The sequence below is a fragment of the Bacillus sp. AK128 genome (assembly GCF_053903075.1).
Window position 1 is genome coordinate 3,729,559 of the sequence record NZ_CP096379.1, and the last position, 14,084, is coordinate 3,743,642.

The 14,084-nt window shown below is 35.6% G+C and carries 19 protein-coding genes; 5 read left to right on the forward strand and 14 right to left on the reverse strand.

From position 1 onward, the window contains the following. Window positions 1–72: 72 nt before the first annotated feature. Window positions 73–1,392, reverse strand: coding sequence for a Na+/H+ antiporter family protein (locus M1D60_RS18780; protein ID WP_456276355.1), 1,320 nt, complete (start codon window positions 1,390–1,392; stop codon window positions 73–75). A 327-nt stretch (window positions 1,393–1,719) separates the two neighbouring features. Here M1D60_RS18780 and M1D60_RS18785 point away from each other — a divergent pair, with 327 nt between their 5' ends. Then, on the forward strand, window positions 1,720–2,727 hold the full coding sequence (locus tag M1D60_RS18785; RefSeq protein ID WP_456276356.1) for a DUF3231 family protein: 1,008 nt from the start codon (window positions 1,720–1,722) through the stop codon (window positions 2,725–2,727). 99 nt (window positions 2,728–2,826) lie between these two features. On the opposite strand, the gene M1D60_RS18790 is transcribed toward M1D60_RS18785, so the two are convergent. The 5 genes from M1D60_RS18790 to M1D60_RS18810 form a co-directional block, all read right to left on the reverse strand. Continuing rightward, entirely contained in the window at window positions 2,827–3,408 is a 582-nt protein-coding gene (locus M1D60_RS18790) for a CBO0543 family protein (RefSeq protein ID WP_456276357.1), read from the reverse strand. Window positions 3,409–3,518: 110 nt separating this feature from the next. Beyond that, on the reverse strand, window positions 3,519–3,836 hold the full coding sequence (locus tag M1D60_RS18795) for a hypothetical protein (RefSeq protein WP_456276358.1): 318 nt from the start codon (window positions 3,834–3,836) through the stop codon (window positions 3,519–3,521). A 75-nt stretch (window positions 3,837–3,911) separates the two neighbouring features. Continuing rightward, window positions 3,912–4,619, reverse strand: coding sequence for a DNA alkylation repair protein (locus M1D60_RS18800; RefSeq protein ID WP_456276359.1), 708 nt, complete (start codon window positions 4,617–4,619; stop codon window positions 3,912–3,914). Between the two features lie 46 nt (window positions 4,620–4,665). After that, window positions 4,666–5,427, reverse strand: a complete 762-nt coding sequence (locus tag M1D60_RS18805; protein WP_456276360.1) for a kanamycin nucleotidyltransferase C-terminal domain-containing protein — start codon at window positions 5,425–5,427, stop codon at window positions 4,666–4,668. Between the two features lie 22 nt (window positions 5,428–5,449). Further along, a complete protein-coding gene (locus M1D60_RS18810; RefSeq protein WP_456276361.1) occupies window positions 5,450–5,908 on the reverse strand; it encodes a GNAT family N-acetyltransferase in 459 nt (152 codons plus the stop codon). A gap of 210 nt (window positions 5,909–6,118) precedes the next feature. On the opposite strand from M1D60_RS18810, the gene M1D60_RS18815 reads away from it, so the two are divergent. Further along, complete coding sequence (locus M1D60_RS18815; protein WP_456276362.1) at window positions 6,119–6,700, forward strand: TetR/AcrR family transcriptional regulator; 582 nt, start codon at window positions 6,119–6,121, stop codon at window positions 6,698–6,700. A gap of 220 nt (window positions 6,701–6,920) precedes the next feature. Continuing rightward, the gene (locus M1D60_RS18820) at window positions 6,921–7,862 is read left to right on the forward strand and encodes an SDR family NAD(P)-dependent oxidoreductase (RefSeq protein ID WP_456276363.1); all 942 of its coding nucleotides are present in this window, start codon (window positions 6,921–6,923) and stop codon (window positions 7,860–7,862) included. 135 nt (window positions 7,863–7,997) lie between these two features. On the opposite strand, the gene M1D60_RS18825 is transcribed toward M1D60_RS18820, so the two are convergent. From M1D60_RS18825 to M1D60_RS18855, 7 genes are all read right to left on the reverse strand, one after another. Next, entirely contained in the window at window positions 7,998–8,528 is a 531-nt protein-coding gene (locus tag M1D60_RS18825; protein WP_456276364.1) for an isochorismatase family protein, read from the reverse strand. A gap of 367 nt (window positions 8,529–8,895) precedes the next feature. Beyond that, a complete protein-coding gene (locus M1D60_RS18830) occupies window positions 8,896–9,099 on the reverse strand; it encodes a hypothetical protein (protein WP_456276365.1) in 204 nt (67 codons plus the stop codon). Between the two features lie 16 nt (window positions 9,100–9,115). Then, window positions 9,116–9,319: a hypothetical protein gene (locus M1D60_RS18835; RefSeq protein ID WP_456276366.1), complete on the reverse strand. Its 204-nt coding sequence runs from the start codon at window positions 9,317–9,319 to the stop codon at window positions 9,116–9,118. Between the two features lie 30 nt (window positions 9,320–9,349). Further along, window positions 9,350–9,817, reverse strand: a complete 468-nt coding sequence (locus M1D60_RS18840) for a DUF2306 domain-containing protein (protein WP_456279492.1) — start codon at window positions 9,815–9,817, stop codon at window positions 9,350–9,352. Window positions 9,818–9,844: 27 nt separating this feature from the next. Continuing rightward, window positions 9,845–10,411, reverse strand: coding sequence for a DUF7010 family protein (locus tag M1D60_RS18845; RefSeq protein WP_456276367.1), 567 nt, complete (start codon window positions 10,409–10,411; stop codon window positions 9,845–9,847). A 101-nt stretch (window positions 10,412–10,512) separates the two neighbouring features. Next, window positions 10,513–10,839 (reverse strand): hypothetical protein, encoded by a 327-nt coding sequence (locus M1D60_RS18850; RefSeq protein WP_456276368.1) that lies wholly within the window; start codon window positions 10,837–10,839, stop codon window positions 10,513–10,515. A 175-nt stretch (window positions 10,840–11,014) separates the two neighbouring features. Continuing rightward, entirely contained in the window at window positions 11,015–12,211 is a 1,197-nt protein-coding gene (locus tag M1D60_RS18855) for an SEC-C metal-binding domain-containing protein (RefSeq protein WP_456276369.1), read from the reverse strand. Window positions 12,212–12,499: 288 nt separating this feature from the next. On the opposite strand from M1D60_RS18855, the gene M1D60_RS18860 reads away from it, so the two are divergent. Then, the gene (locus M1D60_RS18860) at window positions 12,500–12,811 is read left to right on the forward strand and encodes a hypothetical protein (protein WP_456276370.1); all 312 of its coding nucleotides are present in this window, start codon (window positions 12,500–12,502) and stop codon (window positions 12,809–12,811) included. A gap of 224 nt (window positions 12,812–13,035) precedes the next feature. Here M1D60_RS18860 and M1D60_RS18865 read toward each other — a convergent pair whose 3' ends face one another. Continuing rightward, window positions 13,036–13,266: a hypothetical protein gene (locus tag M1D60_RS18865; protein WP_456276371.1), complete on the reverse strand. Its 231-nt coding sequence runs from the start codon at window positions 13,264–13,266 to the stop codon at window positions 13,036–13,038. A 190-nt stretch (window positions 13,267–13,456) separates the two neighbouring features. Here M1D60_RS18865 and M1D60_RS18870 point away from each other — a divergent pair, with 190 nt between their 5' ends. Further along, complete coding sequence (locus M1D60_RS18870) at window positions 13,457–14,005, forward strand: hypothetical protein (protein ID WP_456276372.1); 549 nt, start codon at window positions 13,457–13,459, stop codon at window positions 14,003–14,005. The last annotated feature ends 79 nt before the right edge of the window (window positions 14,006–14,084 follow it).

A 14,084-nucleotide genomic window follows, 5' to 3' on the forward strand; every position in this document is an offset into this window, starting at 1 on the left:
TATAGTAAATCTTTGTATATATAAAAAGACCAAATCATCTAAGATTTGGTCTCCACTACTAGTGTTTAGAACTTATAATATAACCGCTGCAGCAATCCATCCAAATAGAATTAACAAGATATTATAATGAAGGAAAGTCGGTACACATGTATCCCAGATGTGATTGTGCTGGCCGTCTGCATTTAATCCTGATGTTGGTCCTAGTGTACTGTCAGATGCAGGTGAACCGGCATCCCCTAACGCTCCCGCTGTACCAATAATCGCAATAGTTGCCATTGGACTTAAGCCAAACTCAAGACTTAATGGTACAAAGATCGTAGCAATAATCGGAATCGTAGAAAATGATGATCCAATTCCCATTGTCACCAATAAACCTACTAGTAACATCACTAGAATACCAAGTTGCTGGTTACCATTTAACAGGCCTGAAGCTTGCTCTACCAATAATTCTACATGCCCTGTTTCTTTTAAAACGCTAGCAAATCCAGATGCAGCTAGCATAACAAATCCAATAAAGGACATCATTTTCATACCGTTTGTTAGGACAGTATCTGTGTCCTTCCATTTTACTTTCCCACTTAAGGCGACAATGATGATCCCCGCTAAAGCACCCATAATCATGGAATCTGTTGATAATTGAACAATTAATGAAGCGATAATTGCAATTCCTGCTAAAATAAGACCTGTTGCTGTATATGATTCTTTCTGCGTCTCTTCAGTTATAGAGATGTCTTCATATGTTCTTTTCTTACGATAAGAGAAGAACACAGCAATTAACAAACCGACTACCATACCGATTGATGGAACAAGCATCGCAACCGGGATATCCTCTCTCGCTATAGTGAGCCCACTTTCAGCCATGTTCGTTTGTACAATATCATGGAAAATCGCACCGAACCCTGTAGGCAATAACATATACGGTGTAATTAAACCGAACGTAATCACTGATGCGATCAAACGGCGGTCTAGTTGTAATTGGTTGAATACTAGTAATAAAGGTGGAACAAGGATCGGAATAAATGCAATATGAATCGGAATTATGTTTTGAGAAAAAATCGACATGATTAATAGAATAAGAATAATAGCAACCTTTGATAACGATTTTCTCTTGGATTCGCCTTGCTTCCCGACTATTTTTAGTGCAGCATTCACTAATGCTTCCGGCAGGCCTGTCCTAGAAATGACAACAGCAAAGCTACCAAGTAAGGCATAGCTAAGTGCCACTTCCGCACTATTACCTAAACCTCCACTAAACACTTCAATGGTATTGCTAAGTCCGAGGCCCCCAACCACTCCCCCGACTAACGCACCTATAACTAATGAAACGACTACATTTAAACGAGCCAAGCTCAATACAAGCATGACTACTACTGCAATAATGACTGCATTCATGATGAATCCTCCTAAGTTGTATCAGTTATTATCCTTTAGTTTGGTAAATCACTAATATGTTAACGTATTAAAAACATTAAAAATAGTAACATGGTAGATTTGTAGTGTCAATAATTAAAGGAGTTTGCTTTGATGAGTAACAGTTGATTATGAACGAATTGGGAATTTTAATTGAAGTAAATGAAGGTGTTTTGTGGAAAACTCAGAAAATAACACTTTAACTTTGTGGGTAAAATTTAGCGGGAGAGTGGTTGTAATTCAGTGTGAACGTATGAATCTGCCACAAATTACACAACCTAAAATTAACTATTTTAGGGAGGATTTTTCATGCCAGAAAAAGCAGCAATTACATCTTCTGAATTAGGTACCTTATGGCTTACATATCAAGAAAAAACAATGATTCTTCGAATGTTAGAGTACTTTATTGAAAAAGCAGATGATGAAAAAGCTAAAGATATTATGACTAATTTGCACACAGACCTCGAAAAATATGTTGAGAAAATTGTTCAGATTTATAAAGAAGAAGGGGCGGTAATCCCGGTAGGATTTACATCCCAAGATGTAAACAAGGATGTACCAAAGCTATATGATAATGGTTTTGACATTATGTTTGTTCGTCTTTTAAAAGAAATTAGCATAGGGTTACATGCATTAAATTTCACGATGACCTTTCGCGAAGACATCACTATGTTGTTTGAAGAACTAACTGCTCTCACTCAAAAGTATTTCAGGATTTGCTCTCAATATTTGCTTGAAAAGGGGCTGCTGGTTAGAAGTCCTTACGTATCGATGCCAAAATCAGTTGAGTTTGTTAAAGACAATAGTTATCTAGCTGCAGTAGCACTTAATCCTTTTAGCCAAAAACGAACTTTAAATACAGTGGAGGTTGCTCATCTTCATAAAGCAATTGAATCAAATCTTACAGGCGTTCAGATGATTCTAGGGTTTGGACAGTGCGCGAACGATGTTGAAGTAAAAAAGTTCTTTAATGAGGGCGCAGAGCTTGCTAAAGGCATTATAAAGGAAATAAGTGAAGTTATGATTGAAGTAGATCTGGCCATTCCTCAGACACCAGGTGGAAATGCAACTGATTCAACTGTAGCTCCATTCTCTGATAAGTTAATGATGTATTGTACAAGCCTTTTTTGTAGCTTCTCTATGGGAAGCAGCTCATTAGGTACTGCTTTTAGTTTACGTAATGATCTACCTGCAAAAATGGGGATTTTCATGAAAGATATATTTGAATATGCTCATAAAGGTGCGAAGATCATGATTAAAAATGGTTGGATGGAAGAGCCTCCTCAACTTGAGGACCGTAAACAAAAGATGAAATGAGTGGTAATGAGTTAGTTGTTATAGAGGACTATCTTCCACATTCAAAATAACTTGGTTAAAAACAGCAGTAATAAAAGAACCGTGAATTGTCACGGTGCTTTAAGCATTTTTTTCAATCACTTTCACTTTCAGTATTGCCCACCTTATTAGGATCCCACCTACAATATAAATGGGGAAAGAATATAAGTAGTTCCAATGATAGATTTCATAAATTCCTAACCACACAGTTATTGGCTCCAATATAAAAGAAAAAACAAAAGAACTGACCATTAAAGCAATCAAGAACGATTTCCAAGTATTATAATATTGATAGATAATCATATAAATAATAGGAAGATGGATCTTATGGATTTCAAATATTGAATTTATTAAGGGAATAAGCTGATCTGGATATGACCAAGCAACTAATGAGACTCCAATTATGTCTAACAAAAACGTAATCGTACCAATTAAAAGACCAAATGCAGAAATCTCAATAATTCTTCTCTTGTCCAACAATTTAATCCAAATGATGAAAAATATTAGCGAAGAAATTAAAAGTAACCACCAATTGAAAGAAAATAAGGTTTCAGTCAACCAATGTTCGATTGATAAGTCTCTCAGTTTAAGCTTTAACCGAATGATTTCTTCCCATCTACTGTTTATTGATAACATAACGAAATGTGGTGTAAATGTTTCCACATATGCACCCTCCCAAAGATAAAACTACACCTTAGAATGTCCTAACTTATAGTTTTTATTCTTTAGCTAGCTGGTCCTTTTATGGAAGTAAGTACAGTACTCAAATAAACTTACTTGAATAATTCTTCCTTTGTAACAATACGCCACTTATTTGCTACAAGCTTGTCTAAATAATCATCGATCCCTATTTCCTCTACTTCTATCGCCAATGGACTTAGAGACACATAGCATTCATTTGTCTCGTAATTTATTGTCACTTTCACAACCTCATATCCATTATGAAATCTTGAGTCAAATCCAGAATCATCAATGATATCTCCTTTAACAGGACGAATTTGTGATTCGATCGTCTTCATTACCATTTCCGACCTGCTATTTTCATTTCCCGCCTTTGTAGAGGTTATAAAAATAATCAAATTAATTTTCATAACTTTTCCTTTCTTTAATCCATTTTATTCTTGACCATAGAAAAAGCCCTGATTAGACGCAAGGCTTAATTTCTATTAACATCTTACATATTTGCGCTTAAAACCAAGTCTTCCTTTATCTGCTTGCTTTTGAATATCTTCGCGAGCGTTCAAGAGACTGCTTTTTTTCTCGTCGCGTCTCACTTCTACTGTACCTATTTCCTCTGCAGTCTTCACTGCTTTTTCATGTAGTGGTAAATAAGAAACCCCCACGGTATACACAAAATTATTCATCGCAGATTTCGTTCGTTCGGGCGCTTCATGAATGGTCTTCTTGACATGATCAAGCATATCGGAAATCTTGGACTCAGAGAATTCATGATCTTTACGATTTCCTAGTAGCCAACAGTAGCAGCTGTAACCCGCTGATATTTTCAATTCATCACCGCTCGCAATCCATTTGTCAGCAATATCTTGAGCAAGAGGTGATTCAGATAATGTGACGGCAACCACATAATCAGAAATCATATAAAAATATGCACCCTCGATCCAACGTTCAAAATCGGACTCCGTCATAGCTTTCGGATCCGCAATGATTCCTGCAAAATACATGGCATCATAATTACCTGTTGCATAAAGCTCTTCCGCTAAAGGTTGATTTATTTTAATTTTCTTAGCTAATGGTTTCATTGCCCCTGTAGCTACCCCAAAAACCGGCTCGTGTGCACCATTGGATATGTACATTTTTTTAGATCGTGCCTTACCGAGCGCTTCTAGCTCCTGCATTACCGTTTCGAAATCCATGTGGTTCACTTCCTTCCTGTATATATTAATTTTAACCAAATAGAAATTAAAAAGGCAGTTTGTTTAATTTATAAGTAATCCCTAATTCCTCATACCATTCATTCAGACCCATCCATAAATTCTCACAGAGAGTATAGACTTGTTCTATATCCCCTAGTTTCCCTTCCATAACCTTACGCACTAATTCCTCAAAACCAAAAGGCCTTGATTTCATTACAAGTGATTCTTCATACACCCTAGCTCTTGTACTAAAAATCTGTCTATTTGCCAACCCAATAAGTTTAGAGGTTTGCCAAACTAAGTCTGTAGCTCCCATCGGAATATAGCTTACGTTCTTTCCTACATAATTATTTCTGATTTTCCCCATCGTCTCATATGGTTCCCAAATCATAAATTCCCGCATTACCTTTTTAATAGCTATATCGGATACCTGTAACGGTAGTTCTCTCAACTCTTCAAATATATTCTTAGGATCATAGATTGCTAAAATATTGGTGAATACTCCAGCTTTAATGGACCAGGAATCATCTACTTCTACGGCCTGTTCCAATAATTTCTTTTTCTGTTTAAAACTAATTTCGATTTTGAATGGATCATATACAAATTCATAGCCTTTAAGACTCGTTCCATCTCTTGTCACGACATGCAATTCAATGTCAGAATAGGGACCATCCGTCCCTAAAGCGATAGAACCATATGCTCCAATTGCTAACACCTCGTCACCATAAACTTTTAATAATCTATCCTTAATCTTGTCAATCATGTCTATCTTTTCTTCTCTACTAGTTGGTCTTGGGTAAGGTAACATGATTTTCTCCTTTCACAAAAACTTATGAAGGAAAGTACTCCATAGGCTCTGTGCAGTGAACATAACCATTCTTCTTATAGTAATTAATAGAGTCTTCACTTGGCCATACGATCACAAATTCATACTTGTTCTCTTTAATCCAGTTGTTAATAACCGTAAGCATTTCACTACCAATTCCTTTATTCCGATAACCTGGAACAGTATATACATTTGTCATGTACGCAAATGGATGAGTTGTTCTACCTGGACGTGGAACCTTTTGGATGAGTTCTATGTATATATGTGATACAACTTTCCCCTCTTCCTCCGCCACCCATATGAACCATTGATCCTGCTTTATGGCACTTTCTAAGAAGGAACGGCACTCTTTTTCAAAGTCTGCGAATGATGAATCTTTTTTACTTTCATCATACTCAATCGTAAAGTCCCATCTCATTTGAATTAATTCAGTAATGTCTCTTTCTTTAGCAAGTCTAATCATATTCAAAAATTCTCCTAACTTTCATTCTTCAAACAAACTGCTATACAGAGAAATTCCACAAATCGCTAATCAATCCTGCTTAATTAGGAAGCTATTTTACTCAATAGTTTCAGAAAAGGAGCCTTTAATAAAGATTAAAATCCCCCTTGCATTATTCCTAAATCTGGAATAAAATACAATTAACCAATGGTCAATTAAAGGAGTTAAGGTATGTCACCTCGTAAACCAGCTTCACAGGAACTAACAAGAGAAATGATCTTAAGTATAGCTCGTATTCAATTCAGTGAAAAAGATTTTGAGCAAGTTTCTATGCGAGCCATCGCTAAAGAGTTGGGCTGTACACATGGCTCTCTTTATTATCACTTTAAGAACAAAGCCGAATTATTTTACGCTATTGTGGAGGAAAGCTTCCATGTTTTAAACAAACGTCTGGAAGAGACCTTAAATGACCCTCAGGATCATGACGTGCAGCTTTACCTGGTTTATCTTCGGTTTATTGAGTTTGGGTTAGATCATCAAAGTCAGTATGAGTTAATGTTTATGAAGAAGAATGCTGAAGTAGACAGTCTCTGCCAAGAAGCTGCTACCACCAGTTATCAAAAATTCGCCCATGCAGTCGATTCGCTTTCCGTTAAGACGCTTACTGCTCAAGAAATCTACTCTTCTTTTATCGCACTTCATGGCTTTGTGTCTCATCATATCGGCTATGTTAGCAATTTTGAAGAAGCAAAAGAGGAAGCAGATGCCTATGTTCAATTCATTTTAAAGGCTATAAATAAGGCTCTTTTCTAAGACTTTGTTGGCTTTCGTGTCATTCAATTTGGCTGTACACCATTTTTATATAAGCTAAATGGAGGATTGATTAGAAAAGAGCAACTCTCTTAAAGTATAGCAACATCTTGATTTTTACGTAAAGCAACTCTCTATATGAAAACAGTCAAATTGAAAAATTACCTACGAGGTATTTTTTTGAATATTATTAACCACTGGTTAATTAAAAGGAGGAATTAATATGAAAAAAGTATTAGTATTAGGAGCAACAGGTGGAATGGGTTATGCATTAGTGAAGGAATTAGCATCAAGAGGAATTGAAACGATTGCCTTTTCTAGGAATGAAGATAAATTAAATAGACTATTTGACGGAATGAATCAGGTTAGAATTCATGTTGGTAATGTGTTAATCGAACAAGAGGTTATGAAGGCAGCAGAAGGAGTCGAGGTCATCTTTAATGCCATTAGCTTTCCTTATCAGGAATGGGCTGAACATCATCCCCTTTGTATGGAGAACATAATAAAAGCTGCCCAGGTCCATCATTGCAAGGTTGCTCATGTTGATAATATTTATGCTTATGGTAGTCAGCCATCAATCCTGATTGGCGAAGAAACTCATAAGGAACCTCATACGAAAAAAGGAAAGCTTCGACTTCAGCTTGAAACACAATTAAAGGAAAGTAGCCTTCCTTACTTAATTGTTCACTTTCCTGATTTATATGGTCCTAATGCTGAAAGTACCATTTTACATGAAACATTGAAACATATTGTTCTCAATAAAAAGGCACGTTTTGTAGGAAAACCTGATGTAGCAAGAGAGTTTTTATATACATTAGATGGAGCAAAAGCTATGGTTGAATTAGCTATTCGTGATGATGCTTACCATCAAAACTGGAATATTCCTGCTACCCATTCCATCACAGGTGAGGAACTTTTCAATATGATTAGGAAACTAACAGGTTACCAGCTTAAGATTTCGATCGTCACCAAGAATATGCTTCGCTTCGTTGCCCTTTTCTCCCCATTTATGAGGGAGTTTCTAGAAATGACCTATTTGCAAGAATCACCTGTACTTCTATGTGGTGACAAATATGAACAAAAAATAGGTATCCTGCCACGAACACCCTATGAAGAAGGGTTAAAAGAAACGTTAGATTGGATGAAGTTAAAATCCTTTTCATAGTTATAATTCTTATAAACCAGCGAGTGGTCCAAAAGACACAAAGAATCACTGGATTATATTTGAATCCAGTGATTTTTTAAGTCTCTTCCCTTGAAAAGATGCATCTACATGCACCTCATCATAAACCATTTTATTTTACTTATATTCTTCCACATACTCTTCATAATCTAACACTTCAATTGTCTCGGACCAGTGCAGGACAGTCCCAACAAAATCTTTTATATCAAGACCTTTCATTTCGTAGGTCTCCTCTGTATTCACAGTACCCGTCGCTTCTTCTATAAAGGTCACTTTATATCCTCGGTCGAAAGCGGCAATCGCTGTAAACATACAACAAAATTCAGTATTGAATCCAACTATAAATACATGTTCTACTCCTAATTGCTCTAGCTTATCGGATAATTCAGTTTTATAGAATGAGCTTGGCGTCTGCTTTTCAATGACACAGTCAGCATATTCTTTTAATGAATCATGTAATTCTGATCCAGCTGAGTCTCTGTAAAGTGGACTTTCCTCCATCTCATCGATATGTCGCATAAAAATAACGGGCAATTCCTGATCCTTAAAATCCTTGATGACCTTTTCCATTTTGGAAAGTTCTTGTTCAAAATCACCAAAGTTAACAATTCCATTCTGTACATCAATTACTAGTAGCGCTTTTTTCATAGTTTCAGTTACACCTTCTTATTTAGTTTAGTCGTACTAATTCCTTCCATAAACATCTATATAACTCCTTCTTTTTACAAAAAAAGTCCATTTAATCTTAATTTTGGATGACTTGGAGTCTAGTTCATGTTATTCAGCTTTATAACCGTTTGCGGACTGGCAGTATAGTCATCATTCCAAACCCTGTTTTCGATCATTCCACGAAAATTACAGCTAATTCCGTGATTTTTTCTATAATTCCATGAAAACAACCATTAATTCCGCGATTTTTTTGTTTATTCCACGATTTCTTTACGTAATTCCGCGAAAATGAAAAATCACTAAAAAAGACAGAAGAATAAGGCTCTCTTCTGTCCGCTCAACCGCTCTATTTCAGTTTCTCTTTTCTCTCCAGCGACTCTACTCGTTGTTTTAGAGATTCTATTTCGTAATGAAGCTTAGTATCCTGATTTCGTTTTGACTTTTGGGACATCTTAAACAGCTGACTTGCACTCCAAAACACAATAAAAAGACATAATCCAAGTATGAAAATAACAATGAGGACACCTGCTACTCTTTCGAGAATCATCATTTCACTTCAGACCCTTTCATCTATTCCCTGAACTTTTCTTAAAGAAATTGGTTATAACGATTAGCACGATCCCGATTATGATGGCAGGTATAGAGTAAGAAGAGAATTCGCTAGACTCCTCTCCAAGTATACCAATATGTTCATTAAACATAATGCCAAACATAAATACTAGAAAGCCTAGCCAATAGATTACTTTTCCAATCTTCGTATGGTTTTTCATTTTATACTCCTTACTACCTCACGCCCTATGTTACAGCCTTAAAGACATCCCCTTTTTACTACGAGGTTTGTAACGATTCGCCACCTTAAAGATAAACGGTGTTCCAATAATCGTTGGCAAGAACCAGAATATCAGCACCGGCACCTCATTGATCACTGGAATGTTTGGAGTATTCACGACAATAGTTGCCGTCACAATCCCAATATAGGAACCTAGCATTCCACCAATATGGCTTACAATCCAGCCTTTCCATCTTCTTTTTCCGGCCACATACCCTAGAACGCAAAGCGCATAGGAAAATACTCCAATATAGAAAAGATAGGCACTCTCTTCCCAGTGTAAAATGGACATCGTAACGGAAGTTACAAATACCAACACATAGGATGCATGATAAATCTCACCCGCTACCGTATGCTTCCCTTTACGTTTCTTATAAGACATTGCAAAAATACCACTGATGAGACAGATCAAGCCAGTTACAATATGAATAATCAACATTAAATGAAACAAAACACCATCTCCAAATTAGGCTTTAAGTGCTGGGGGTGTAACGCTCTCTGTTTTTAACTCCTTCTGAATCAGAAGGACCCCGATTAAATAAGTAAGCGAAATAGCAATCGGGACAAGCGTAAATGCCTGGTCAATTAACCAACCACCTAAAATAAAGGATGAAATACAAGCTGCTAACGTCACAAACAAATAGGCTTTGCTTTTATAAATCCACATATAAGGAAGAAAGTGTGAACCTCCAAGTAAACCAATCGTAAACGGTAGGTACTCAGGCATATTTTGATAAACGATAATAAAGACGGGAATAAAGAATGCCTGTGGAGCTGCAATAATGCCACCTAACGTACCTAAAGGATTTTTAGACGAGAAAAAATCCACACCAAGAGGCTTGCTGAGTAATAATCCCAGTGGAAAAATTGCCCCTAATCCAAAGATCCAAACTAAATGAACCACTTCCATTGGTAAAAACAACGGTAAAAAAGTAAAAACAAAAAATACAATTGAACCTGCTAACAGAATCGGAAACCCCTTTTTCGCTTCTGCTATAACCTCAGAATGTAAGTTTTCTAGAGTTTTTGCCATAATGGTACCCTCTTTTCAAGTAAAATACATATCGTTACTAATATACCAATTTTTGTATATACTTTCCATGTATTTCACAGCACCCCTTTGGCCCCTTCTTCTTACATCAACAAGCTAACAACAATTCCAATCACGAAAAATAAGACCGAACCGAGAACAAGTGGATTTAAGCCTAACGAAAATGAAGAATAATTCATTTGATAATTGCTCTTGGAGCCGTTTATACTGGTCGCTACCTTGGCTTCATTTGTATTAGACGTCATTCCACCGCTACTAGAAAAAAAGATAAATAGTACACTAAAAGCGATCGCTACATAGAACATCGCATCTAAAAGGTGAAGGCTTGTCATTTGATTCACAAGATAGGATATCCCGAATTCAATCGCGATCACAATAAGCGTAAAGATTACATATTTCATTTTCCCCATGGTACTACCTCCCCATTTTTTCCTTTCATGTATTACGTTTAATCTGATAAAAAGGTTTCAGAAAATTAGCAATCCGTTTTCTTTTCAGCAAAAAAATAAAGAACAATTTATCAAAAAATTGTTCTTCTAGATTTTAAGATTGATATACCTTGTTTATATAAGGCGTTTCCTAAACTCACTTCCCACAACATTTCTTAAACTTTTTCCCACTTCCACAAGGGCACAATGCATTTCTACTTATCTTAACTTCTATTTTACTGGTGGTTTGCTTCAAAGGTAACTCAGATTTCTCCATTTTACGCAACTCCATTGAGGAGTGCCCTTTAAGAAACCATTCCCTTGTGTTATTCATTAAATAAACAACATGATCCATTAATGCTCTAACAGCCTCGATATGATCAAACTCAAATTTATTAGCAAGGAACTGCATAATATGGTTCGGACTTTCTCCCACTCTATTAGCGTAAACACATTCTTCTACAATGTCGTCTGCTTCCGCCTTACTAACCTCAAAGTTTTTTGTAAGAAAGCTGACCAATTGAAGATAGCTTTGATTCCTTTCAACAAAACCTGGTTCACCAGCCGTAAGTAGTTGTTGCTTAGTAAATGGATAAAAAGAAACATCTTTTCGCATCTTGTGCTCATTCTTTACTTTTACTGGGTCAAACACTCTACTATTGGAGTAGCCATCCTTACTTATGCTGATAACCTTTCGATAAGATTTCAACTCGTGGATTACATCCAGGTACTCCCTAAGATGAAGATTTTCTTTTGTATACTTTTCAATCATTTCTTCTAACTGTTGAAGCTCTAACGTTCCATAATAGTATAAAAGACCAGCTGTAAGCTTAATCCATTCTGTATTTCGATTAACCTTTGCTCTTACCTGCAAATTGTCTTTTAAAGCTGTGATTGGTTCAATCAGTTCAACAGGTACAGCCAATATCTTTTTGCCATTTAAAGTACCTGTGTAAAAAAAGCCACACTCACGAAGATAGGTAATTTGACTAGCCTCTAAATCTGGTGCCATCATATGCCCACCATTACCTGCCAAATCCAATAGCATCTTAAAGCGCTCGATATCCCAATATTGGCAAACAAATTCTAGATTCCTCGGAATTCTTTCCTCTAATAAGGAAATAAGCTCTTCCTTCTTCAAGTGACTTGCATTAGGTATGTTTAATCTTTTTCTTATTCCATCCAATTCAGTCTTCGTATATGTTCTAAGACCTTCATTTAGGGTAAAAGGAACATTAATTTGTCCCCAGTTTCTTTTATACTGTTTCTCTTTCTGCTTTCTGCTATATTCCTGTAACCCTTGTAAGGCATGAATCATTTGTTTTTCTATTGCTCTATTAACCTTGTCACTCATCTAATCACCCTATATTATGTATTAAATAATTATATCTTCTACTATAAAGAAAATCCCTGATACATCAATACTTACCTTCAAAATTATGATGATCTATCAGACATCTTTTTTCGTAATTGATACTCAATAGATTTGTGGCATGTAGCTGGGAGAATGAATCAGTCAGTTTAAAAAAACAAATACAAGCAGTTCAGTTCTACATTTTGACTGTATTAGCATATAATATGTGTATTCATTTTTAGGTTCATCATGTATATTGGATATATTCCATTAAGGGTGAGTGAAGTGATGAAAAAGTGTATTAGTTTTCTAGTCCTACTATACTCGCTTTTAATTTTTTCAACTGTACATCAAATCGAACATAATCAATTTGATGCAGTAGTACAAGATGTCGAAAATCTAAGTATTTCAGTACCTGATACGTTACCCATTGATGATGATCTAAAAGGCAAAGTTATATATTCCATTGGAATCTTGTTCTCTACGCTTCTAGTTATTCAACTAGCCAATCAGCTTTACTTGCTGATTAGATGTACAAGAATTTATAGATTATTAAAGTCTCGCTACTATCATTCTAATTATGTGGATGCACTCCTTTAAATTTTTGATATCAAATTAAAATTTGAGGAGGATTCCATATGATGTTGTTCAGAATGATTATGACTACTGTATTTTCAGTAACGGCTCTTTCTTTACTTTCTTACCAGAGTATTGAGATCTTCAATGCTTTTGTTGATTATTTTCATCACAAACAATAGTGACTTTAAGAAGAGTGTGACTTTTGGTTACACTCTTCTTTGTTTAAAATATTTACCGGAATTCAACTAACTAAAAAATCCTAATGCATATTTAATGCCTTCTTCTACTTCTTGCGTTTCATATCCTTCTAAGTCTTCCTTTGATATTTCGAGCACCGTTTTGGATAAGGAATAGCCACTGTCCAAGTTCACATCAAGCGTAACCTCATATCCAGTTTCAGTTGGTTTAATGTCGATAATATCGTAATCACGTATCGCTGTACCTATTTCATATTCTACTGGTTCTAGATCAGACATCCGTTTATCCTCCAGGTTATTAATCAATCCATTCGGATGTATTTTAACCAATTTTCTCTGAGAATACGCACTTAATTTTTTGATGAACTTACATTTCAGACCACTTGAAAAATATGTAATATTTTAGGAAATTTATAGATGTTATAATTAGATGAATAAAGTTACGATTTTTAACAGGGAGAGTGGCACATTGTTTAAATTTATTTTTTATTTAGTAGTATTTTTTATAATTGGCTATTTTTACGGTGAGATTACAGCAGGTACTATTTTTGAAAATGTTTTTATCTTCATAATAGGCATATTTATCTTTATTTTCTTCACTGAATGGATTTCTAGTCGACTTAAGAAAAATAAGAACACGGAAGAAAAGGAATCTAACCAGCAGCCTGAAGAAACATGGGATGACGTGCTAGAAAGTGCAAAGAAGGATTTCGAGAAAACGTGGAATGTAACTTATGGAAATAACGAGCTACAAATTGTTAATCGATATAATCATGAACAGTTATACATCAATGGACATTTAGTATCGGAGAAAAAGAGAACAGGTTGGTATTCTTGGGTGATTCCTTTTCAAACGTTAACTGGTACGATTGAGGAACAGAATCAAACACGGTTAGTAAAGGTCAAATTGGGCGGCTTAGTGAGCTTGAATTGTAAGGTATATGTGGATCGGGAGTTGATTTTTAAGAAAAAGGTTTCATATAACTTACTATCAGGTGGAGTCAAAGAGAGCGATTAACATTAACAGAAGCTAATAAGACTCAGAGTCAGGATGATCTTTTATTGGAATTGCAATAGACGGAGAAATTTCCCTTAAT

Coding starts and splice junctions, on each gene's coding strand:
- M1D60_RS18855 (WP_456276369.1), bottom strand. CDS start 12,211: ATGAGTGACAAGGTTAATAGAGCAATAGAAAAACAAATGATTCATGCC.
- M1D60_RS18780 (WP_456276355.1), bottom strand. CDS start 1,392: ATGAATGCAGTCATTATTGCAGTAGTAGTCATGCTTGTATTGAGCTTG.
- M1D60_RS18820 (WP_456276363.1), top strand. CDS start 6,921: ATGAAAAAAGTATTAGTATTAGGAGCAACAGGTGGAATGGGTTATGCA.
- M1D60_RS18810 (WP_456276361.1), bottom strand. CDS start 5,908: ATGATTAGACTTGCTAAAGAAAGAGACATTACTGAATTAATTCAAATG.
- M1D60_RS18800 (WP_456276359.1), bottom strand. CDS start 4,619: ATGGATTTCGAAACGGTAATGCAGGAGCTAGAAGCGCTCGGTAAGGCA.
- M1D60_RS18835 (WP_456276366.1), bottom strand. CDS start 9,319: ATGAAAAACCATACGAAGATTGGAAAAGTAATCTATTGGCTAGGCTTT.
- M1D60_RS18860 (WP_456276370.1), top strand. CDS start 12,500: ATGAAAAAGTGTATTAGTTTTCTAGTCCTACTATACTCGCTTTTAATT.
- M1D60_RS18840 (WP_456279492.1), bottom strand. CDS start 9,817: ATGTTGATTATTCATATTGTAACTGGCTTGATCTGTCTCATCAGTGGT.
- M1D60_RS18815 (WP_456276362.1), top strand. CDS start 6,119: ATGTCACCTCGTAAACCAGCTTCACAGGAACTAACAAGAGAAATGATC.
- M1D60_RS18785 (WP_456276356.1), top strand. CDS start 1,720: ATGCCAGAAAAAGCAGCAATTACATCTTCTGAATTAGGTACCTTATGG.
- M1D60_RS18865 (WP_456276371.1), bottom strand. CDS start 13,266: ATGTCTGATCTAGAACCAGTAGAATATGAAATAGGTACAGCGATACGT.
- M1D60_RS18850 (WP_456276368.1), bottom strand. CDS start 10,839: ATGGGGAAAATGAAATATGTAATCTTTACGCTTATTGTGATCGCGATT.
- M1D60_RS18830 (WP_456276365.1), bottom strand. CDS start 9,099: ATGATGATTCTCGAAAGAGTAGCAGGTGTCCTCATTGTTATTTTCATA.
- M1D60_RS18825 (WP_456276364.1), bottom strand. CDS start 8,528: ATGAAAAAAGCGCTACTAGTAATTGATGTACAGAATGGAATTGTTAAC.
- M1D60_RS18845 (WP_456276367.1), bottom strand. CDS start 10,411: ATGGCAAAAACTCTAGAAAACTTACATTCTGAGGTTATAGCAGAAGCG.
- M1D60_RS18805 (WP_456276360.1), bottom strand. CDS start 5,427: ATGTTACCTTACCCAAGACCAACTAGTAGAGAAGAAAAGATAGACATG.
- M1D60_RS18795 (WP_456276358.1), bottom strand. CDS start 3,836: ATGAAAATTAATTTGATTATTTTTATAACCTCTACAAAGGCGGGAAAT.